Genomic DNA, 21,332 nt, shown 5'->3' on the forward strand with positions numbered 1-21,332 from the left:
CTAAAAAATAAATAGGCGAGCAAAACGATTGAGTTTTGCTCGGCAAATTTTTCTTCTTTTTTCCTTTCTATTTTTAAATACTTCCCTCATAATACAAGTAATGAAGATGCAAATCTTCACCTATACACAGGATGTGAATAATCATTTTTACCTCTCATGGAGTACACGATGTCTTCAAGTTTTGGTAGACCACTGCATGTCTATTATGTTTGCGTACTAGTTTTAATTATGTCGGCACTTGCTTTCGGTGCTCGTTTCTATTGGGTCAATGGTGCAGCTAATATTGATTCAGTAACGGCCGTTTACGAAGCAATTATTCAAATTGATGAGATTAAGAAAAAGTCTGATGTTAAAAACATCAAAGAACTTGTTGAGTCTGATCGAGCAAGAGATGCCTTAAAGGAATTCGATCATCTTACAAAAGATATTGAAGCTCTAAATCTTGTTGAAGAAGTTTCATCTTACGAAAATTTAGAAAATTCTACAAAACAATTGAGAAAAGGATTGGGTGAACTCATTTCAACGCCTGAGCTGACAAATATCTTTGTTGTTTTTAATAATAAAGTTACAACTTTTGAAGCGTATGTAGAAGGCAACAACTGGAAGACTTTAACAAGAATGGCCAGAAGAATTAAAACTCTTATTTCTTCGGGACGTATTAAAAGTCCAGGGTTTTTCAAAGTTGAAGCGCTAGACAATCTTGTTAAGACTATTAGTAAAGACATTAGTGTAATGGAGAGCATTACAGAGAACTCAATTCTATCAAGAAAAGATAAAAATGAAGTAATCACAAAGCTTAGAATGCTAATGACTGAGATCGATATGCTTGGTAAGTATATTGTTAGTCTTTCTTCTTTTTATAAGACATACGACGTTTTCTTAGGTGATTATAAAAATTGGTTTGCTCAGATTGAGCCTGAAATTTCATATAAAAAAGTATCATTCGAGAAAAATTCTCAAACGATTCTTTTTTCGCTTATTGGATTGATTGCGTTTACCTTCATTCTTACCCTTGCAGGGTTCTTAGTGAATAAAATTGTTGTTTCTAAAGAGAAAAAGAAAGTTGAGGATACAATCCTTGATAGTATTAAAAATGGGATCGTTCCTGTTATCTCAAAGTTTAATGGAAAGTACTCAGAGAACTTTCAAAACGAATTTGAAAGATACAGAGAATATGTTCATAAAAGAATGAGCTTTGGAAGTATCTTCCAAGATGCGATGCCATTTAGCTCGTTACTTCTTGATTCAAATTTAAATCTTGTATGGGCGAACTCTCTGTTTTTTGAACATTGGGATCTTCAGAAAAAGACTGAGGAAAATGTGACTTGGGATTATTTACAAAGATTTACAAATCTTGGTGAAGACGATCCTGTTTTAATGGCACTTAATGAAGGTATTGCTGGAATATATAATATTCAGGTGAAAAATAAGCATAACGAAGAAGCTCTTCCTTATGAAATGTATGTTTCTCCTGTTGAATACGCTTCACAAAAGAGAATTATGATCTTCTTCTATCCTTTAAGAAGTATTGAAGAGGCCTTATCTAATCAATCAAGATCTTTGGTTTCTCCTGTTGCTAAATCTCTTGATGCTCTATCTAATGGTGTATTTACAAGTGAGTTTAGAGAGAAAGTTAGAAAGGATTTCGAAATTGCAGGTACAACTGATATTTTTGAAAAGTTCTTAAAATTCAATGAATTTGTTAACAATCAAAAGAATGGACTTCTTTCTGAAATTGAAACACTTGAGAATAATCTTTTTGATCAGTATAAGCTCCTGGATGATATCGATGTGATTTGCCATGAATATTCAGATATTCAAAAATCATCAATGAGCCATATGATGAATACAAAAGAATCAATCGTTTCATTGGTAGAACTAAGAGCAGAACTCGAAGATTTATTCAAAGCTACTGTTGGTACGAGTCAATCATTGTTCCAAGATGAAATGACTCTTCTTTCTCATACATCAGAGCTTGCAGAGATAATTGACGAAAATAAAAAAGCGATCGAACTTGTTAGTAGAACAAAAGATGATTTTAAAGTTCTAAAAAATAATGTTGAGCAGTTTAAAACGAAAATTATGCAAATGCTTGATCATTTAATGACGGCAAGAAAAACAGATAGTGGACAATCGAAAATTGACCACTCACTTTCTAAGATGAAGTTGGAGATGCAAAGTTTTGAAAAAAATCTTTCAGGATTATCTCAAGTGGCAACTTCTTTAGATGTTGGTTTATCTAAAATGCAATTGATAATGAGTAAATCTGATGCTCCTGATCTATCAGAGCTGAAAATGAATTTTGATACAGCAAGAGAACAACTTGAAAAAGATCTTCTTGATGTTGCAAGATTGATTAGAAATGGACAGATGAAAGACGAAGATGCAATTAAATCAATTAAAGGTCTATTTAGCAGTATGAAAAATGCTAAACATAAAATTGATAATATCACTGAGCTTAGAACGAAACAGGTTGAAGTTTTTGAAGAACATGAACTTGATGTGAGATCTGAGGAACCAATTGAAGTCTCAATGCAATAAATTTAAGGCCGACGATGTCGGCCTTTTTTATTAGAACAATTTTTCTAATTCTAATAAATCTGAAGTTATTAACTCTTGATCAAATTTGACTCCGATCTTTACTTCACCATAGGCATAAGAATTATCAACATAGGCAATGTGTCCCTTAATAGGCGAATCAAAAACAGTATTATTGATGGCCGATATCATGAGAGAGTCACCTTGATAGAAATATTTCCCTTCACTTGTCGGAATCGATAGGGCCATTCCACCTATAGAGTAATTTCTAAGTTTAAGCTGTAACTTCTTAGCTTTTGCATTAATGTTATTACTTAATTTCATAGAAACTATTGGAAGTTTTTGAAATTCATCAAACTCAATTCGCTTATTGATTCTCTTATCTAATAAATAAATCTCCAGAGGAATTGGGAAAGTTATTTTTTCACTCTTGTATTGAAACTTTTCTGACTTGAAAACACAGGGGGGACTTTCGCAATAGAAGTAGATTTCTTTTTTTACATCAATTTCGAAAGGGAAAGAATCACTTTCTGGTTTTGTGACGACTGTGCTTTTGTCGACGTCAATTTCTTCAATGAGAACGTTATGAATATTGCGAACGTTTCCAGCGTTTTGCCACAACGTGAATGAGCTACCACTTCCATGGAGTTCATAAAAGGCATTGAGTATATTGTAATAATCAACTTCTGGTCGCATTTTGGTCATAGATTTTAATTTTGAAGACTTTTTAGTGATTTGAAAAGTTAAACAAATTAAATTAAGGCAAGGTTGAGGCTATTCAAGTAAGTTGCTAATAGAACGTTCTACCTCTTGTTCAAGATCTGAGAGGGTTCCATTATTAAGGATGACAAGATTGCTACGTTTTACTTTTTCATCAATATCAATTTGGCTTGAGAGAATTTTATCCGTTAATTCGTCAGTGTTGCCATCGCGTTTTTTTAAACGCTCACGCTGTGTGCTCTTATCTGTGGCCACGCAAATAATATAATCTACAAGAGTATCGAGATGTTTTTCGAATAAGAGAGGAACATCATAAATGATATAATTTTGCTGCGTTTTTTTAGCGGCCTCTAGAAATTTCTTTGGTAGGCGAGCATAGATGAAGTTTTCAATTATTTTTTTATTGAGCTCTGAGTTGAAAACTTCTGTACGAAGCTTAGAAAAATCAATCTTTTCATCTTCAATGCAGTCAGGGAAATGATGAAAGATGAAGTCCTTTGCTTCTTCTGTTGCATAGATACTCTTTACAAGTGTATCGGCGCAAATTACAGGAAGTCCCATTGCTTTAAGCTTATCTGAAACCGTACTTTTTCCGGTAGCAATGCCACCAGTTAATGCAATAACGGCCTTTGGAAGACCATGAAGTCTTGAATGGGCATCTTTTGTGATGAACTCTTCTTTTAATTTCATTTAAATTACATTTTCTTTGCTTTATCCCAGTAAACATCAAGTTTATTCTGAGTGAGATCTGTAAGTTCCATATTATCACTTCTCACAAGGTCTTCAACCTTGTTAAAGCGCTTGATGAATTTCTTGTTTGCATCGCGAAGGGCCTCTTCTGGATCGATATCTAAGTGGCGGGCCAATTGCGCAATTGAAAAGAGAAAGTCCCCTAATTCTTCTTTGATTCGACCTTTGTTGACTGCTATTCCTGGCGCCAGCTCTTCTTTAAGTTCTTGCCATTCCTCTTCAACTTTATAAAGTACTTGATTGTGATCTTCCCAATCAAAGTTGAGCTTCTCAGTCTTCTTCCCAATTTTGTTGGCAGAGTATAGGGCCGGAAAAATGGTATCTTCCATATCAATACTGTGCTTTTTGGTCTTTTCGTCTTTTTTGATTTTGTCCCAATTGGCCGTGACTTCTTCGGCGCTAATACCCTCAAGGCCTTTTTCAAAAACATGAGGGTGACGTCGAATCATCTTGTCGGCCAAAGTTTTGGAAACTGATTCAATATTAAATTTACCAGTCTCTTCTGCAATGACGCTATGGAGTACGACTTGGAGCAGTACGTCTCCTAATTCTTCTTCCATTTTTTCATAATCGTTTTCTTCGACTGCATGCAAATATTCATATGATTCTTCTACTAAGTATTTTAGAAGGGACTGATGAGTTTGTTTAAGATCCCATGGACAACCATCAGTAGGGTGACGGAGTTTTTGGATCACTTCAACAAGTTTTTCAAATTGTGGGTAACTCATTTTTACTCCTCATTAAAAGTTTGGTATTCTGTATAGGACTATTATACAGGAAAGGCGAATGAAAAGCAGTCAAATAAAAGGCAAACGAGTTTTGTTACATTTTTCGGATAACTCTAAAGACGAAAAGCAGTCAAAGTTATTCGTAAAATATTTAAAACAATCTCTACCAGCGCTGGAGAATTTTATCTTCAGCAAGAATCTCATCATCGCCAAAAAGAAAGTTTCGCAAGTTGAAATTTCTTTGTCGCTTTGTGGCAATGCGAAGATTCGTTCTTTAAATAAAGAATATAGAGGAAAGGACTATGCTACAGATGTGCTTTCTTTCCAACTGCACGATTCACTCAGAACGGATGAAGACTTCTTTTTTTTCGACAAGATTTTAAATCTAGGAGATATTATTATCTCACGCGAAGTGGCCAAGAAGCAGGCCCGTGAGTTTGAGATTACTTATGAGCAAGAGCTTTTGCATTTGTTTGTTCATGGTCTTCTTCACGTCTTAGGTTATGATCATGAAATTTCAGATGCTGAAGAGAAGATCATGAATAAGTTCGAAGAGCAAATTGTCGCAAAAATTTATAAAGATATAGGGTTTTAAAATGAACGACGCTATAAAAATAGCCTTACAAGAAAAAAAATCATCGATAAAGAAATACGTTCCGAAGTTAGAGCACTTGCGGAGGTCACTTTGAGGTCGAAAAAAAGCATGCTCGATTAGAAGAGATTGCAACAATGGAGGCCATGCCAGGCTTTTGGGACGATAACGAAAATGCGACTCGATTACAAAAAGAAAAGAATATTTTAGAAGAAGTTGTAGAGACCTATGGGCAATTACAAGAACTCTATGATGAGTTTGCTGTTCTTGTAGAATTTGCTGAAGAAGAAGGTGATGAAGCTTCTGGAACTGAGGCCATCGAAGTTTTTGATAAATTTCTCGATAGCTTTTTGAAGGCCGAACAAAAAGTATTACTGTCAGACGAAGTTGATCCAAATAATGCCATAGTTAGTATCAATGCTGGGGCAGGTGGAACTGAGTCTTGTGACTGGGCAAGCATGTTGCAAAGAATGATCGTAAGATGGTCTGAGCATAAAGGATTTAAAATTCAACTTCTTGATGAGCAAGATGGTGATTCCGCCGGAATCAAGTCTTGTACTATGCTTATTCAAGGAAATTTCGCTTATGGATTGTTGAAGTCTGAGACAGGTGTTCATCGTCTAGTGCGCATCTCTCCATTTGATTCTGCTGGCAGAAGACATACTTCATTCAGCTCAATCTTTGTTTCTCCTGAAATTGATGACAATATTGAAATCGAAATCTTAGATAAAGATATTAAAATTGACGTTTACCGTGCTGGTGGTGCTGGTGGACAGTCGGTAAACACGACTGACTCTGCTGTTCGTATTACACACATGCCTTCAGGGCTTGTTGTTACTTGTCAGAACGAACGCTCTCAGCTGCAAAATAAACTTCAGGCCTTTAAAGTTCTTCGTTCAAGACTTTATGATCTTGAAATGGAAAAGAGAAAAGCGAAAGAAAGTGAAGTTGAAGCGGGCAAAAAAGATATTGCTTGGGGAGCACAGATTAGATCCTATGTTCTTCATCCTTACAAGCTAGTTAAAGATCACAGAACTAATTTTGAAAGTAGTCAGGCCGAAAAAGTTCTCGATGGAGACCTCGATGGTTTTATGGACGCTTATTTAAGATTTGAAGTGGGTAAGCAATTAGAGAATACTGAGTCTTAATGAAAAAAATTGGCAGTGAACTTCATTCCATTTTGCTTACCGATAAATCTTCTAAAAGATTTTTGATTGGTGTTGTTTTTGGATTTGCATTCTCTATCTCAATCATATTGGCCACAATTGGCATCATGGATGGTTTTGAACTTTCATTGAAAAAAAGTTTAAAACTTTCGGGTGGAGATATCACCATCTCTTCGAGAAAGGGGTTTTTTCCTGTCAATGGCGAATTGGCCACTGAATTATCCGATTATGGTGTTGAGCACTTCAGTGGAGTCATTCAGACAGAAGGATTTCTAGTAGGAGAAGACCATTCTATTGGAGTCTTGGTCGTTGGTGTAGAGCCCGAAAAATATCAGAAAATTACAGGACTAGAGCTCAATCTTTCTGATGATAAAATTGTTATTGGAAGTGAATTGCAAAAACGCATGGATCTAAAAGTCGGCGAATATGCTTCAATCGCTTTTGCCCAGACAAATAAAGAAGTACAGGGGCTTCCTGAACTTTTTGATTTTGAGATCTCAAATGTGGTGTCCCATGGACTTTATCAAAAAGATCTTAGGGTTGTTTATGTTTCCCTTTCAACACTACAAAAAATTCTTGAAACAGATGATCGAGTTAATCTCCTCTCGCTTCGCGTGGGTCCTGAGGGGTCTGTGAGTTCAAAAGAGATGACAGATAAGGTTGAAGTTGTTGCAAAAGAATTGTCTCGCATCCTTGGTCATTCCTATGTAGTTAGACCATTTTGGACTGAGTTTGATTTTATTTTAAAGGCTGTAAAAGCTGAAAAAGTAATGATCGCTCTTGTCTTACAGATTGTTGTAATAATTTCTATCTTTAATATTATTGCGTTTATCATCTTTTTAAATGAAAAGAAGATTCAAGAGATTTTCTTATTAAGAACTCTGGGGATGGGTGGATCGAAACTAAAGCAAATGTGGAATTTCATGTGTTTTATGATTTGGTTCTTATCATGTGTACTTGCCATCGTTTTTGTTTATATCTTTGATTATCTCTTACAAAATTTAGATATTTTTAAATTGCCTGGGGATGTTTATCACCTTGGTGTTTTAAAATTAGAAATAGGAATGATTGCTTATATTGGAGTATTTGCAGGGGCCTTTATTTGGATGTTTATTCTTTCAAGATTAACTTTATCGCGCATTATAAAGCGACCAATCCTTGAGGCCCTTCGCCAGGAGTTTTCATAATGTCATTAATTCAAGTCAACGGACTGACTAAAAATTTTGCTAATGTCGATGTCTTAAAAGGAATTGATCTTTCTTTTGAAGAGGGAGAGCACTACGTTATTCGCGGGGCTTCTGGTTCTGGTAAATCAACACTTTTATACTTACTTGGAGGGCTTGATAGACCGACAAGTGGTAGCGTTGAATTTCAAGGTGTAGATCTCGCAAGATTTGATGACGATAAATTAGCAAAGTTTAGAAATCAAAACGTGGGTTTTGTTTTCCAATTTCACTTTCTCTTGCCGAACTTGAACTGCCTCGACAATATTATATTGCCTTCGCGTATTGGCGGGCGAAAAGAAAATAAGATCAAAGAGAACTCTTTAAAGTTGGCCGAATATCTTGGTGTCTCTCATTGCTTGTCGAAATTTCCTTTTGAATTATCTGGGGGAGAACAGCAGAGAATTAATATCATTCGTGCGCTGAGTCTTGGTCCCAAATTATTATTGTGTGATGAGCCAACTGGTAATTTAGATTCCGAAAACTCGAGAAAGGTTACAGCACTGCTTAAGGCGCTGGCTAAGGAATTCAATTCCACTATGATTGTCGTTACACACGACGATACAGTGGCCTCTCAATTTCATAATGTTCTTCATATGAAGGACGGTCTTCTTCTTTAGGTGCATGGTGTTGTAAATTCTCTTTGTAAGAATGTTCTTAAATTGATACTTTTATAAGCCAGAGTATTTTAATCCATTGGACGTGGAATTTTCTTCATGGAGAATTGATGCTTAGAAGAGAAACGCTCTCTAAGATTTTGAAATATTGTATTTTCTTTGCAATGGCGGTTAGTTCATTCAGAGCATTTGCTCAAGAGGACATCGGTGCAAGAAAAAACCTTTTTAAGATCGATCAAATAGATTTCAAGGGCCTACAAAAAGTAGAGCGCGAAGCTGTGCTTGGAAAAATTCTTTCTAAGAAAGGCATCGTTCTCGACAATTACTTACTTCGCAAAGACTTAGAGCGTATTTATAAGCTTAAATACTTCGAGTCAGTTGAGGCCCACCATCAAGTGATCAGTGGTAAAAACCATCTTGTCTTTGTCGTAAAAGAAAAACCAATCGTTGCAAAAATCACTATCGAAGGAAATGACGAGATTGATCGCGACGATATTATTGGTCAAATCAAAACGAAAGAATTTTCAATCCTAGACGTTAGTACAATCAAAAACGACGTTCAAAATATTCAGAAATTTTACGAAGAAAAAGGTTTTTACCTGGCCTCTGTTAAGTATGATCTTAAAAAAGATGAAGGTGAAAACGTAGAGCTTGTCTTCGCAGTTAAAGAGTTTGAAAAAGTTAAGGTTAAAAGTGTTACTTTCCTAGGAAATAAGTCATTTTCTGACGATCAATTAAAAAGCATTATGGAAACGAGAGAGGAAGAACTTTTCTCTTTCATGAACAATGCAGGAAACTTTAAAGAATTCAACTTCCAAACAGACATTGAGCGCTTAAAGTATTTCTATCGTACTAAAGGACACCTGCAAGTTAACGTTGGTACTCCTGAGATTACAGTTTCTGAAGATAAACGTTGGGTTTTCATCACTGTAAAAGTCGAAGAAGGTCCAAAATTTACTGTTAATGATATTACTTTCCGTGGTGAGGTTCTATTTCCAGAAGGCGAGCTATTTGAAAAAGTAAGCATGAAATCTGGCGACACTTACTCTGAAGAAGTTCTAAGAAGAGATATTCAGCTGTTAACTGAAATGTACCAAGATGAAGGGTATGCTTTCGCCAACGTTTTAAGAAATCTTGAAATCGTTCCAGGTGAGAATAAGGTAAACGTTGATTTCTCATTTGAGAAAGGAAAGATTGCTTATTTTGGTGATATCACAATTAAGGGTAACACTAAGACTCGTGATAAAGTTATTAGACGTGAATTAAAAATCGAAGAAGGTCAGAAGTTCTCTGGGACATTTCTTCGTGAATCAAAAGAAAACGTAAACCGCCTAGGTTTCTTTGAACCTGGTAGCGTTATCTTTAATACTGTAAGCCCACGCGGGAAAGATGATGTTCTTGATGTTGAAATTTCTGTTAAAGAGAAGAACACAGGGCAAATCTCTCTTGGTGCAGGTTACTCAACATCGTCTAAAGGGTTCTTACAAGCGTCTATTGCTCAGAACAACTTTAGAGGTTTAGGGCAATCTTTATCATTTACTCTGAATATTTCAGGAAATCAGCAAACATTCAGCTTAAGTTTCACTGAGCCTTACCTTTTTGATACTAAGTGGACTGCTGGTGGAGAGATCTTTAGAACTAAAAATGAGCAGCTTTCAGCTTACAATTATAAGAAAGAAGGTTTTGCTGCAAGAGTTGGTTATCCAATTTTTGAGTACACAAGACTATTTTTCACTTACAAGTTAGAAGATACAAATCTAACTGAAATTGAAGATGAGACAATTGATCCAGAAGCTGAAAATGGTTTAACTTCTTCAGTTCGTACGGCCCTTGTGCAAGATACAAGAAACCACCGTTTTGAACCAACAAAAGGTTACTACTTATCATTAGCAACTGAATATGCTGGTGTGGGTGGAGAGAAAAAGTGGTGGAAAAACGAAGCAGATGTTAGATGGTTCTACAATGTTTGGGGCGATCTTGTTTTTAGATCACGAATCTATTCAGCAAAACTTGAGCGTGTTGAAGATAATAAAATTCCGCGCAATGAAAAATTCTCACTGGGTGGTTCTCGTAACCTGAGAGGGTATTCAATTGAAGACGTTGGTCCGAAGAAGACAATCCCTGTAACCAAAGATGGGCAAACAACTCTAGAAACTTTCAATGAGGGAGCACTCTTTACAAGTTACGCAACATTCGAGCTTGAGCACCCTTTAGCACGTGAAGCTGGTCTTAAATGGGTACTATTTTTTGATGCTGGTAATGCTGCAAAATTATCAGAGTTTGATAAAGTCTATATGGACTACGGTTTTGGATTTAGATGGTTCTCTCCACTAGGGGTATTGAGATTCGAGTTTGGATTCCCAATCAACCCAGATGAGGGAGAGGATAGTGGTAGCCAATTCCACTTTGATATAGGACAATTATTCTAATTTATAAAAGATGGATTTTTTAGGAGATTCGAATGAAAAAGTTGATCGCTCTATGCTTGGCCCTAACTTTTACTACACCTGCCTTTGCTCTACTTATTGGTAAAGTTGACGTTCAAAACGTTCTTCTTTCAATTGAAGAAGGAAAAAGAGTAAGAGAGAAGCTAAAGAAAAAATTTGATGAGAAACAAGGAATCATCAAAAAAGAAGAAGATAAAATTAAAAAAGCTCAGGAAGATTTCCAAAAGCAAAGCTTAGTGATGAATGACAAAGCTAAGCAAACAAAGCAAATGGAAATTCAAAAGAGCATTATGAAGCTTCAACAAGAAACTGCTGGTTACCAAAAAGAAATTCAAGATATGGAAAACGAAATGAAAAAACCAATTCTTGATAAGCTTAAAGTAATCATCGAAGAAGTTTCTGCAAAGGCCGGTGTTGATGTTACTTTTGAATCAAACACAGCTCCAATTATTTATGCTAAGTCTGAGAAAGATCTTACTGAAGACGTTGTTAAGGCCTACAACAAAAAACATAAGTAATTAGTTTTTTAAATGATAAAAGCTTAAGGGGAACAGGCGTTCCCCTTAATAGTTTTGAGAGGGGATATGAAACTAGAACAGCTGCATAAAATAGACCCATCATTAACTCTTATTAAAGGTCAAATGAGTGATGAGTTCTCTGGACTCACTACATTTGAACATTTAAGTGATTCTCATCTTCTGTTCATAAAAGATAAAAAATTTTATTTAAGAAATGAATCTCTCATCAAAGACTCCGACTTTAAAAGTATGGGAGTAATCCTTGAAGAAAAATTCAATGAGTCTTTATCAGATGAAGACAAGGCATTAATTACAAGTAAATTTAAAACTGTATTAACTGCTAAATCAGTGCCGCTAGCAATGTCTTTTCTCTCAAAACCATTCTATGACTTAAAATATAGAGAACTCAATGATCTTGTTGACGGTCGTCAAATGGGGACAGCTTCTGTACATCCAACAGCTTGGATTGCTCAGGGTGCTCATATTGGGGAAGGTGTTGAAATTGGAGAAGGTGTAAAGATCCACTCCGGCGTAAGAATCATGTCGTATGCAAAAATTGCATCTCACACGGAAATTTACCCTAATGCTGTAGTTTACCCGTATGTGAAAATAGGAAGTCATTGCCGTATCCATGCAGGGGCCAGTATTGGTGCAGATGGGTTTGGTTATAATTTTGATAAAGGTATTCACCATAAAGTTTGGCACATGGGCAGTGTGATCGTGGAAGATCATGTTGAGATCGGTGCAAATTCATGTGTGGATCAAGGAACATTTACTCCAACTAAAATTGGAGCGGGCACAAAAATTGATAATCATGTTCAAGTAGGACACAACGTTGTGCTTGGTGCAGGTGTTGTTATTTGTGGACACGTTGCCATTGGTGGATCAACAAAAATTGGTGCGTATACAGTTTTTGGTGGTAAATCTGGATGTGGTGATGGTCTAATTCTTGGGCAGGCGTGCCAAGTTGCCGGTGGTGCCCTTGTTAATTGTGATTGGCCAGATGGTTCCGTTGTTGCTGGTCACCCTGCCAGACCACTTAAAGAGTGGATGAAGGGTATTGCTTATTTACGTAAATTGTCACTTGGCAAATAGGAGAGAGAGATGTTGATTAATAAAGAAAGTGTAATGAAATTTCTTCCGCACCGCGACCCATTCCTTTTTGTTGATGGCGTTGAAAAAGTTATACATACAAAAGAACTTGCTGCTGGAGAGATTCTTTCTGCGAAAGATGTGGTAGGTTCCAAAGTAGTGGCCCACTATAGAACGCTAAAAGACCATGCTATTTTTGCGGGACATTTTCCTGGAAATCCAATTCTTCCAGGTGTTGTTCAAGTTGAAATGATGGCACAGTGTTCGAGCTTTATTCTTATTGATTGTATTGATAGGAATGCGGAATATAACATGGATGTAGCTCTTGTAAGCATTGCCTCAGCAAAATTTAGAAAACCAATTGTTCCCGAAATGGATTTGGTTATCGAAACTGAGTGTACAAAATCAAGAGGGCCTATGATTGAAAATAGCTGTAAAATTTTTCATAATGGAGAGTTAATGTCAGAGGCAGTTGTTTTGGCCTCTGTACGTTTTAAATAAGAGGTAAAGTTTTTATGACACAAAAAATTCATCCAACGGCATTTGTTCATGAGGGTGCAAAATTAGGTGAGAACGTAGAAGTTGGAGCCTATTCAGTTATTGGACCAAATGTTGAAGTTGGAAATAACACTAAGATCTATTCGCATGTATTAATTGAAGGTCACACGACAATCGGTGAGAACAATAAGTTTTTTCAATTCTGTTCAATCGGTGCCGAGCCTCAAGACCTAAGCTATAAGGGTGAGCCTACAAAAACTGTTATTGGTGACAATAACGTATTTCGTGAGTACGTGTCAGTACATAGAGGTACTTTAAAAGATAATCAAATTACTAAAATTGGTAGCAATTGCTTACTTATGGCAAAAGCACACGTTGGTCACGATGCAATCGTTGGTAACAATGTTATTCTAGTAAACTCTTGCAACCTTGCTGGACACGTTAAAATTGGTGATCGTTCAATCCTTGGTGGTGGAACAAATATTTCTCAATTCGTAACACTTGGAAGAGGATCGTATATTGGTGGAGCATCTGCTATTGACCGCGATATCCCAGATTTTTGTACGGCCTATGGAAATAGAGTAAAATTGAAAGGAATCAACATCATCGGTCTTCGTAGACAAGGTTATGATAAGGCAGTGATTTCCGAGTTCGTAGATTTCTATAGAACGATGGAATCATCAGCTCTTTCTCCAAGGGCCTTCGTTGATCACGAAGAGTTGATGGAAGAGTATAAAGGCAATGAACTTGTGACTGAAATGCGTGAGTTCATTAGAAAAAGTGAAATTGGTATCGCTCCTTTTGTGAAGTAGGTTAAATATGAGCAAAGTGAAAGTCGCCGTCATTGGTTATGGACACCTTGGCAAGTGGCACGCCGATAAGGCATTTAGTCTTGAGCAGTCAGAACTTGTAGCTATTGTTGAAAAAATGGAGACCAATCAATTGGTCGCTAAAGAAAAATTTCCACAAGTAAATGTTGTTTCTGACTACAACGAAATCATTAATGATTTCGATGCAGCTATTATCGTAACACCTACAAGCTTTCACTTTGATCTTGTTATCGATCTTCTTAAAAAAGGGAAACACGTTTTTTGCGAAAAGCCGATGACTTCTACTTATGAACAATCTCTAGAAGTGGCAAAACTACTTGAAGGAAAGGATCTTGTTTTTCAAGTCGGTCACAGCGAAAGATGTCATCAAGTTTGGGATTTTAAAAAAGATTTTTTAGAGTTTTTTAGTGGTCCTAGCTCGGTGAGAATCAACAGATATGCCCCATTTAAAGGCAGAGCAACAGATGTTGATGTAATTCAGGATCTAATGATCCACGATATCGATTTGATGTTGTATCTTTTTGGTGAAACTCCGCAGAGTGTGACATCATCAGGCTATAAGATTAGAACTGATAAGTGGGATCATGTAACATCGAGATTTAAATTCTCTGATGGAAAAGTTATCGATATTACAGTTGGAAGAAATGCAGTAAAAGAAGTGCGTGAAGTAGAAATTACTTCTAATAGTGGAGCTCTTTGTTTTGACCTTTTTGCTAACAAATTGATCATTGCAAAAGGTAGTGAGACAGTCGATTTTGTAAAAGAAGTTCCCTATGACAGACGAGATCATTTACTGCTAGAGCAACAATATTTTTATGAATCAATAATTTCTGGTAAACCAATCTTTGTCGATATTCATGCTGGTGTAAATGCAATGAATGTCATTGAGAAAGTAAATAAAAGTCTTGAGTCTGGAAAGGAAGTTTTCTTTTCATGAAAGAACAGTGTTTAATTATTGCTGGTGAAAAATCTGGCGAAGAACATTGCCTAAGTTTCTTGCCCACTCTGAAGGCCAATAGACCTGATTGCCATTTCTTTGGTGTTGGTGGTGATGAACTTGCTGCTAATGGCATGGAACTGTTATATCATTTAAAAGATTTTTCAAGTTGGGGTTTTAGTGAAGTTATTGGTAAAATCCCATTCTATTTCAAGGCCTTCAATCATATAGTTTCTGAAGTTAAGAGAAGAAATTGTAAAGTTGCAATTCTTATTGATTTTCAAGATTTCAATTTAAGGCTTGCTAAAAAATTGAGTAAAGAGGGTGTTAAAGTTCTTTATTACGTAGCACCTCAAGCATGGGCATGGAAGGCCTATCGTGCAAAAGTGTTGGAACAAACTGTTCACACACTTTTTACAATCATACCATTTGAAAAGCAGTGGTTCACCGATAGGGGTGTTAAGAGAGTTCGCTCTGTGGCCCATCCCCTATGGTTCCACTACAAAGATAAGTTAAATGTTTTCAATAGAAGTCGTACATTTAGTGATTTCTCAAAAGAGTTGCGAATTGTTCTTCTTCCTGGAAGTCGTCGCTTTGAAGTTTCTTCACTTCTTCCTGAATTTATTGAAACAATTAAAGAATTGAAAAAAAACCGCAAAATTAAAGTTGCGATGGTTTGCTCAAGTAATGTTGGTCAGGCCTTGTTTGATCCTTATTTAGAGCATATTGATAGTATTTATAAAAATGAAGATCTAACGAATGCACTTGAATGGGCCGATTGCGCACTGGCCGCATCTGGAACCGTTACACTTGCAACAGCAATGTTTGGGCTTCCAACAGTTGTTTGTTACAAGTCATCATTTTTTAACGAATTCATATTTCATACTTTCATCGATTATGATGGTCCGATTTCACTTGCCAATATTTTTAGAGGGAAACGAATCTTCCCAGAACTAGTTCAAGAGCAATGTTCTTCATATAATATTCTAAATGGCCTCGAGTCTATGATGGGAAGTCAGTCATCGTATGAAAATATATCACATGAATTATCTGAGGTTTTAAAATCAGTTCAAGGTGATGATTTTGAAGTCGGTGTGTATATGAGCAGCGTATTAAAAGAAAGTTATGATGAAGTTTAATTTACTAAAATATATTGGTTTCATTTTTGGGTATCCTCTCACGATTTTGTGGGAAAATATCTATCGCTTAAGAAGATTTTGTTACAAATACGGATTCTTTAAGCAGGTTAAATTTAGAGTACCGATTATATCAGTTGGTAACTTAACTTTTGGTGGTACTGGAAAAACTCCATTTACACTTTGGCTATCAGAGTATCTTGAATCTCTTGATAATAAAGTAGTCATTTTAACTAGAGGCTATAAAGGGAGATTAGAGAATTCTAATGGGATCATTAAAAGCAAATCTAAGATTAAGGGCAATCCTCTCGACTATGGAGATGAGGCCCTGCTTTTATCTCGTCGATTAAAGAGCACCTCAATTGTTGTCGGTAAAAAAAGAGCCGAAAACCTTGACTTCTACTTTGCTGAAGAAGAGCCAGATGTTGTCGTGCTAGATGATGGTCACCAGCACTTAAAGCTTCACCGAAATCTTAATATTGTTCTATTCGACTGCCTTCTTCCCATTAATCGATATAGAGTTGCACCTCTAGGCTATATGAGAGAAGGATTCAGCGCACTTCGAGATGCCGATCTCATAGTTCTTGGCCGAAGTGATCAAGTAAGTGAAAAAAGAAAAAGTAAATTACAAGAAGAGCTTTTAAAGTATCTCGATGGTGATGTTCCTTTTGCAGAAATTGGATATAAACCAACGGGTATTATGAATTGCAGTTTTCATAAAACAATGGAAGCACATGAGCTTGCTGGGAAAAAAGTTATTTGTGTTGCCGCAATTGCATCGCCACTTTCATTTTATGGATTAGTGGATTCGCTTGGGGCAGATATTATTCATAGAGAATCATTTCCAGATCACCATTATTTCAGTCCAGAAGAGATTTCAAAACTCTTAGAAATGGCCGAAAAAGAAGATGCTCTTCTGCTAACAACAGAGAAGGATATCGTGAAGATTAGAAGGGTGAGTGACGATGATAGAATTGCTTATCTTGAAATCAAAATTCATTTCTATAAGGGTGAGAAAGAGGCCAAAGAAATTATTTCACGAGCTTTCTTTAATTCTTTATAGGAGTTACAATTTTTACGAACCATAATGTTAAGGTAAGTAAAAATGATTTCTAATCCGATAAAAAAGGTTGCGTATTTGGGACTGGTTTCAGTTCTATGTTGGAGTTGTGCAACTAAGGACGATCGTCTTTTTGAAGAGAAGAAACAAGAAGATCTTGTTGAAGTTTTCAAGTTAGAAGAAACAAATTTTGATAAATTTAAAGTCGTAGAAATACCAACTCAAGAAACAGCAACAAAAGAAGCCGAAGTAAAAAAGGAAGTTGCACCTCCTGTTGAAAAAATAGCGAAAGCTCCTCAAACTAAAAAAACAAAAAATGAAGTCGCAAAAACTCAAGAAGTAAAAAAAGAAGTTGTTACAACTTCAAGTCATCCAAAATATCCAAAAGAATATCCTGAAGAGTTTAAGAAATACGATAAGAAGTATAAAAAGACATGGGATTTATTTAAAACGAAGTTCTTCAAAGATGAGGAATTTACATTTGCAGTTAAGTATTTAGGAATTACTGCAGGTCACATTAAAATTGAGACAAAAGGTAAAGTTCAAGTCGCTGGCGAAGAGGCCTACCATTTTAAGGCATCAATGAAATCGGCCAAGTTTTATGAGTATATTTATAGTCTTGAAGATACTCTTGAAAGTTATATTAGCGCAGATACGTTTCTACCGTTAAAGTACACTCTGACCCAAAGGGAGAGTGGCCAAAACGTAGATGATCTTCAGCTATTCGACCATGAAAAGTTAGAGACTTACTTTTGGTACAAGCGCCTTAAAAAAGGTGTTGAAACAAAGAAAGAGCTAAAAACTTTTATTCCACATTATTTTCAAGATTCATTTTCGGCCCTCTACTTTGTAAGAGGTCTACCTCTTAAAGTTGGAGATAAATATTCTTTTCCAATCATTACTAGAGGAAAAGTATGGATACTCTCAATGGAAGTGGATAAAGTGGATAATATTAAAGTTATGGATAAGTGGGTTGATGCCCTAAAGATCAAAGCTGAGACTCATTTTCCAGGTGTATTGAAAAAAAGTGGCGATATCAACTTTTGGTACTCGGCAGGGGATACAAAGCGATTGTTGAAATTTGAAGCAAAAGTAAAAATTGGCTCCATTGAAGGTGAGCTGATTGAATATAAAGAAGGCTCTAACGAGTGATCGACATATACAAAGACCAGCAAAATATTCTTTTTGTTTGCCCAAGTGAGTACTGGGGCACTGGTGAGCGAATTGCAATTCGCGATATGATTACTGCAAAAGAAGTTGGTCATAATGTCTTTCTCTATTGCCTTAGAGATTCAAGTCTTCACAATAAAGCAAAACAATTGGGCATAGATTGTTTTTTTCATACAGGAAAGAAGAATTTAAAATTGCGACATTGGTTCCAGTTGTCTGAAATTAGAAAAATTATTCGTAACTTTGATATTTCAATTGTTCATTGTTACGGACTTAATTTCTTTTGGCCTATTAGTTATTTTCTTAGAAAAAAGAAAAAAGTCTCACTTATTCTTTCGTTAAATAGTGATATTAAAAAATTCTACTTAGACTTTTACTATAGACCTCTGATTAGCCGCTTAGATCTTGTTTTACTGCCACTTCGGGAGATGTTTGAGAGCCTTCACGGGCATTTAGATATTCCTTTAATGAAAATGGAGTTTATGGGTTTAGGGCTACAATGTTCGTCACAGAAAATGGCACCAAGACGTGTTGATGTTTGGGAGTTTGGAACTTTTGTTGGTGGTCACGTCGACGATCCTGAGCACGTACTTCCAGTCTTAAGAACATTGAGTTCGTTAATTTCTCATGAAGAAACAGATCGAAATTTTAAACTCTATCTTCTATCCGATAAAGAATGGGATAAATTTGTAATCTATCCAGAGCTTGCCAAATATATCAAAGAGCATGCAATAGAGGAGTTTGTTTCTTTTGAAAAAGTTTCCGATGTGGAGAGTTTTCAACGAAAACTCCACTTGTGGATATCTCTCAATAATCATGAGGCCATTGAAGATTACACTATATGTGCTCTTCTAAATAAAGTTCCCATAATTACGCCAAGGAATCCATTTTCAATGGAAATTCTGCGCCAGTTTGGCAACGTTGGTCGTACTTATAAGGCAAGTGATTCGCGTGAACTAAAGAATAGATGCTTAGAAGTTACTCGAGATGAAGACATGATGCTGCAAAACTTGACCCACGTTAGTGATCAAGTTGAGCGAACATTTGGTGTCGTATCCTATAAAAATCAGTTACTTAAACTATACGAACGCGCGCTGAATAAAAGGGCCCGTTTGTATGGTCCACGCAGTTGAAATTATTACATTTTTTGCTGTACGAAATTCCCTTTTTTCGGTATTCTGCGCGGCAAGTTAAAAAAATCACGATGCTTCAGTAGAGGATAAGTGAACCCGGTTTTACTGGGTATAATGAAAATTTAGAAATTAAGGGCTTCCCTTAATTTCGCAGAGGTATTTTATGGCAAACACTTTTACGACTCCAAAATGGATGCAAGGTTACGATGTAGTAATCGGAGAGGATGTAGAAACTCAAGAATCTACAGAGTTCTCGAAACTACTAGCGGAAACAGCAGACAGAAACTTTACTGAAGGTGAAGTTTTCAAAGGTAAGGTAATCACTATTGGACAAGATTTCGTTATGATCGACATCGGTTATAAGCAAGAAGGTCTTGTTTCAGTTAAGGAATTCCTAAACTTTGATGGAACTCTAAAAATCAAAGAAGGCGAAGAAATCGAAGTTTACCTAGAGAAACTAGAATCACGTCTTGGTAACCTTGTTCTTTCTAAAGACAAGGCTGAAATTCTTAAAGCTTGGGACAAAATTTCTGAAGCTTGTGAGAAAGGAACTCCAGTTATCGGTACTGTTGTTGCTAAAGTTAAAGGTGGTCTATCGGTTGATATCGGTGTTAAGGCTTTCCTTCCAGGTTCACAAATCGATCTTAGACCAACAAGATACCTTGATAAGTACATCGGTAAAAAGATGGAATTCAAAGTTATCAAGTTCAATAAGAAAAGAGGTAACATCGTTCTTTCTAGAAGAGCAATTCTTCAGGAAGAGAGAGGTAAGCTAAGAGGCGAAATCCTTTCTCAAATCCAAGAAGGTATGATCGTTAAAGGTATCGTTAAAAACATCACAGATTACGGTGCATTCATCGATCTTGGTGGTATTGACGGTCTACTTCACATTACAGATATGTCATGGGGACGCGTTAAGCACCCATCTAACCTTCTTAACATCGGTGATGAAATTGAAGTTAAGATCCTTAAGTTTGACTCTGATAAAGAAAGAGTTTCTCTTGGTCTTAAGCAAGTTCAGCCAAACCCATGGGAAAAGGCTAAAGAAAAATATACTGCTGGTACACTTGTTAAAGGTGAAATCGTTTCTGTTAAAGATTACGGTGTATTCATCGAACTTGACGATGGTATCGAAGGTCTTATCCACGTTTCTGAAATGTCTTGGACAGGAAAAATCAAAAACCCTGCTAAGCACTTCAACGCTGGTGAAGCAATTGAAGCTCAAGTACTTGACGTTGATGTTGAGAACAAGAGAATTTCTCTTGGACTTAAGCAACTTCAACCGAACCCATGGACAGCTATCGAAGCTAAGTATCCAGTAGGTTCAAAAGCAAAAGGTAAAGTTAAGTCTATCGTTGAATTCGGTATGTTCATCGACCTAGGTGAGGAAGTAGATGCTCTAATCCACGTTTCTGACCTTTCTTGGACGAAGAAAAACGTTAACATCAACGAAGAATACAAAGAAGGACAAGAAGTAGAAGCAATGGTTCTATCTGTAGATAAAGACAATGCTAAATTCTGTCTTGGTATTAAACAACTTCAAGAAGATCCATGGAAGAAAATTGAAACAAGACTTCCAGTTGGAACTCTAGTTGAAGCTGAAGCTGTACGTGTTACTGATTTCGGTGTTTTCGTTGAGCTTGAAACAGGAATTGAAGGTCTAATTCACATTTCTGAACTTTCTGAAGAGAGAGTTGAAAAGCCAGAAGACGTTGTTAAAAAAGGTGACGCTGTAAAAGCAATGGTAATTTCAATTGATAAAGATGCTAAGAAAATTGCTCTTTCAATTAAAGCTGCTGCTTCTGCTGCTAACAATGGTTCTTTCTCACAAGAGCCAATCAAGACTGCTACTCTAGCTGACAAACTAAAAGGTTTCTCAGTTGAGTAATCAGACTTACAAGTCTTAATTCAAAAAACGGAAGGCCTCCCTTATGGGAGGCCTTTTTGTATGTAATAAAAATCTCTTTCTTACATCTACTTACATGCCCATGAAATAATTACAACTTCAACTGACGAAATTCAGTCTTTCGTAGATATTAATTTCACATTCGCAAATGTTGTGAAAGGTCTTCTGGGGAGGGGATAATGTTGAAGTTGGTTGGAGCAGGTTTATTAGGTTTAAGTCTCTTAACAAATGCCTATGCAGATAAAGTTGTTTACGGCGAAGATGATCGTTA

The 21,332-nt window shown here is 36.3% G+C and carries 19 protein-coding genes; 16 read left to right on the top strand and 3 right to left on the bottom strand.

Features of this window, described 5'->3' with window-relative positions:
* The first annotated feature begins 168 nt into the window (after positions 1–168).
* Complete coding sequence (locus tag M899_RS05545; protein WP_021270424.1) at positions 169–2,541, top strand: hypothetical protein; 2,373 nt, start codon at positions 169–171, stop codon at positions 2,539–2,541.
* 30 nt (positions 2,542–2,571) lie between these two features.
* Here the strand turns inward: M899_RS05545 and M899_RS05550 are convergent, their stop codons facing one another.
* From M899_RS05550 to mazG, 3 genes are all read right to left on the bottom strand, one after another.
* Positions 2,572–3,243, bottom strand: coding sequence for a hypothetical protein (locus tag M899_RS05550; RefSeq protein ID WP_155897098.1), 672 nt, complete (start codon positions 3,241–3,243; stop codon positions 2,572–2,574).
* 69 nt (positions 3,244–3,312) lie between these two features.
* Positions 3,313–3,948 (bottom strand): dephospho-CoA kinase, encoded by a 636-nt coding sequence (gene coaE / locus M899_RS05555; protein ID WP_021270437.1) that lies wholly within the window; start codon positions 3,946–3,948, stop codon positions 3,313–3,315.
* A gap of 5 nt (positions 3,949–3,953) precedes the next feature.
* Entirely contained in the window at positions 3,954–4,736 is a 783-nt protein-coding gene (gene mazG / locus M899_RS05560) for a nucleoside triphosphate pyrophosphohydrolase (RefSeq protein WP_021270446.1), read from the bottom strand.
* Between the two features lie 58 nt (positions 4,737–4,794).
* On the opposite strand from mazG, the gene ybeY reads away from it, so the two are divergent.
* The 15 genes from ybeY to M899_RS05635 all read left to right on the top strand — a co-directional run bounded on the left by ybeY (position 4,795) and on the right by M899_RS05635 (position 21,043).
* Positions 4,795–5,331 (top strand): rRNA maturation RNase YbeY, encoded by a 537-nt coding sequence (gene ybeY / locus M899_RS05565; protein ID WP_052610316.1) that lies wholly within the window; start codon positions 4,795–4,797, stop codon positions 5,329–5,331.
* A gap of 19 nt (positions 5,332–5,350) precedes the next feature.
* Positions 5,351–6,476, top strand: a protein-coding gene (gene prfB / locus M899_RS05570; protein ID WP_231370253.1) for a peptide chain release factor 2 whose coding sequence is annotated in 2 segments (ribosomal slippage) — positions 5,351–5,422 and positions 5,424–6,476 — 1,125 coding nt in all. Because the reading frame shifts where the segments join, the coding sequence is not laid out codon by codon here.
* A complete protein-coding gene (locus tag M899_RS05575; protein WP_021270427.1) occupies positions 6,476–7,681 on the top strand; it encodes an ABC transporter permease in 1,206 nt (401 codons plus the stop codon). The genes prfB and M899_RS05575 overlap by 1 nt, the downstream gene beginning before the upstream one ends.
* Positions 7,681–8,337: an ABC transporter ATP-binding protein gene (locus tag M899_RS05580; RefSeq protein WP_021270445.1), complete on the top strand. Its 657-nt coding sequence runs from the start codon at positions 7,681–7,683 to the stop codon at positions 8,335–8,337. Before M899_RS05575 ends, M899_RS05580 begins: the two co-directional genes overlap by 1 nt.
* Positions 8,338–8,444: 107 nt before the next feature.
* Positions 8,445–10,763, top strand: coding sequence for an outer membrane protein assembly factor BamA (gene bamA / locus M899_RS05585; protein WP_021270434.1), 2,319 nt, complete (start codon positions 8,445–8,447; stop codon positions 10,761–10,763).
* A 32-nt stretch (positions 10,764–10,795) separates the two neighbouring features.
* A complete protein-coding gene (locus M899_RS05590; protein ID WP_021270438.1) occupies positions 10,796–11,299 on the top strand; it encodes an OmpH family outer membrane protein in 504 nt (167 codons plus the stop codon).
* A 66-nt stretch (positions 11,300–11,365) separates the two neighbouring features.
* Positions 11,366–12,394: a UDP-3-O-(3-hydroxymyristoyl)glucosamine N-acyltransferase gene (gene lpxD / locus M899_RS17560; RefSeq protein ID WP_021270428.1), complete on the top strand. Its 1,029-nt coding sequence runs from the start codon at positions 11,366–11,368 to the stop codon at positions 12,392–12,394.
* A 9-nt stretch (positions 12,395–12,403) separates the two neighbouring features.
* On the top strand, positions 12,404–12,892 hold the full coding sequence (locus M899_RS05600) for a 3-hydroxyacyl-ACP dehydratase FabZ family protein (protein WP_021270449.1): 489 nt from the start codon (positions 12,404–12,406) through the stop codon (positions 12,890–12,892).
* Between the two features lie 14 nt (positions 12,893–12,906).
* Positions 12,907–13,701 (top strand): acyl-ACP--UDP-N-acetylglucosamine O-acyltransferase, encoded by a 795-nt coding sequence (lpxA, locus tag M899_RS05605; protein ID WP_021270433.1) that lies wholly within the window; start codon positions 12,907–12,909, stop codon positions 13,699–13,701.
* A 7-nt stretch (positions 13,702–13,708) separates the two neighbouring features.
* Entirely contained in the window at positions 13,709–14,656 is a 948-nt protein-coding gene (locus M899_RS05610; RefSeq protein ID WP_021270453.1) for a Gfo/Idh/MocA family protein, read from the top strand.
* The gene (lpxB, locus tag M899_RS05615; RefSeq protein ID WP_021270450.1) at positions 14,653–15,795 is read left to right on the top strand and encodes a lipid-A-disaccharide synthase; all 1,143 of its coding nucleotides are present in this window, start codon (positions 14,653–14,655) and stop codon (positions 15,793–15,795) included. Before M899_RS05610 ends, lpxB begins: the two co-directional genes overlap by 4 nt.
* Entirely contained in the window at positions 15,785–16,855 is a 1,071-nt protein-coding gene (gene lpxK / locus M899_RS05620; RefSeq protein WP_034728073.1) for a tetraacyldisaccharide 4'-kinase, read from the top strand. Before lpxB ends, lpxK begins: the two co-directional genes overlap by 11 nt.
* A gap of 75 nt (positions 16,856–16,930) precedes the next feature.
* The gene (locus M899_RS05625; RefSeq protein ID WP_196801735.1) at positions 16,931–18,004 is read left to right on the top strand and encodes a DUF3108 domain-containing protein; all 1,074 of its coding nucleotides are present in this window, start codon (positions 16,931–16,933) and stop codon (positions 18,002–18,004) included.
* The gene (locus tag M899_RS05630) at positions 18,001–19,155 is read left to right on the top strand and encodes a glycosyltransferase (RefSeq protein WP_021270439.1); all 1,155 of its coding nucleotides are present in this window, start codon (positions 18,001–18,003) and stop codon (positions 19,153–19,155) included. The genes M899_RS05625 and M899_RS05630 overlap by 4 nt, the downstream gene beginning before the upstream one ends.
* A gap of 163 nt (positions 19,156–19,318) precedes the next feature.
* Positions 19,319–21,043 carry a 30S ribosomal protein S1 gene (locus tag M899_RS05635; protein ID WP_021270429.1) on the top strand — a complete coding sequence of 575 codons (1,725 nt, stop codon included), beginning with the start codon at positions 19,319–19,321 and terminating at the stop codon, positions 21,041–21,043.
* Positions 21,044–21,332 lie beyond the last annotated feature (289 nt).

Origin of the sequence: Bacteriovorax sp. BSW11_IV, from assembly GCF_000447755.1 — a bacterium.
Classification (GTDB): domain Bacteria; phylum Bdellovibrionota; class Bacteriovoracia; order Bacteriovoracales; family Bacteriovoracaceae; genus BSW11-IV.

Excerpts from the sequence above, each read along its gene's own strand:
- M899_RS05545 (WP_021270424.1), top strand. The coding sequence starts at position 169 with ATGTCTTCAAGTTTTGGTAGACCACTGCATGTCTATTATGTTTGCGTA.
- M899_RS05550 (WP_155897098.1), bottom strand. The coding sequence starts at position 3,243 with ATGACCAAAATGCGACCAGAAGTTGATTATTACAATATACTCAATGCC.
- coaE (WP_021270437.1), bottom strand. The coding sequence starts at position 3,948 with ATGAAATTAAAAGAAGAGTTCATCACAAAAGATGCCCATTCAAGACTT.
- mazG (WP_021270446.1), bottom strand. The coding sequence starts at position 4,736 with ATGAGTTACCCACAATTTGAAAAACTTGTTGAAGTGATCCAAAAACTC.
- ybeY (WP_052610316.1), top strand. The coding sequence starts at position 4,795 with ATGAAAAGCAGTCAAATAAAAGGCAAACGAGTTTTGTTACATTTTTCG.
- M899_RS05575 (WP_021270427.1), top strand. The coding sequence starts at position 6,476 with ATGAAAAAAATTGGCAGTGAACTTCATTCCATTTTGCTTACCGATAAA.
- M899_RS05580 (WP_021270445.1), top strand. The coding sequence starts at position 7,681 with ATGTCATTAATTCAAGTCAACGGACTGACTAAAAATTTTGCTAATGTC.
- bamA (WP_021270434.1), top strand. The coding sequence starts at position 8,445 with ATGCTTAGAAGAGAAACGCTCTCTAAGATTTTGAAATATTGTATTTTC.
- M899_RS05590 (WP_021270438.1), top strand. The coding sequence starts at position 10,796 with ATGAAAAAGTTGATCGCTCTATGCTTGGCCCTAACTTTTACTACACCT.
- lpxD (WP_021270428.1), top strand. The coding sequence starts at position 11,366 with ATGAAACTAGAACAGCTGCATAAAATAGACCCATCATTAACTCTTATT.
- M899_RS05600 (WP_021270449.1), top strand. The coding sequence starts at position 12,404 with ATGTTGATTAATAAAGAAAGTGTAATGAAATTTCTTCCGCACCGCGAC.
- lpxA (WP_021270433.1), top strand. The coding sequence starts at position 12,907 with ATGACACAAAAAATTCATCCAACGGCATTTGTTCATGAGGGTGCAAAA.
- M899_RS05610 (WP_021270453.1), top strand. The coding sequence starts at position 13,709 with ATGAGCAAAGTGAAAGTCGCCGTCATTGGTTATGGACACCTTGGCAAG.
- lpxB (WP_021270450.1), top strand. The coding sequence starts at position 14,653 with ATGAAAGAACAGTGTTTAATTATTGCTGGTGAAAAATCTGGCGAAGAA.
- lpxK (WP_034728073.1), top strand. The coding sequence starts at position 15,785 with ATGAAGTTTAATTTACTAAAATATATTGGTTTCATTTTTGGGTATCCT.
- M899_RS05635 (WP_021270429.1), top strand. The coding sequence starts at position 19,319 with ATGGCAAACACTTTTACGACTCCAAAATGGATGCAAGGTTACGATGTA.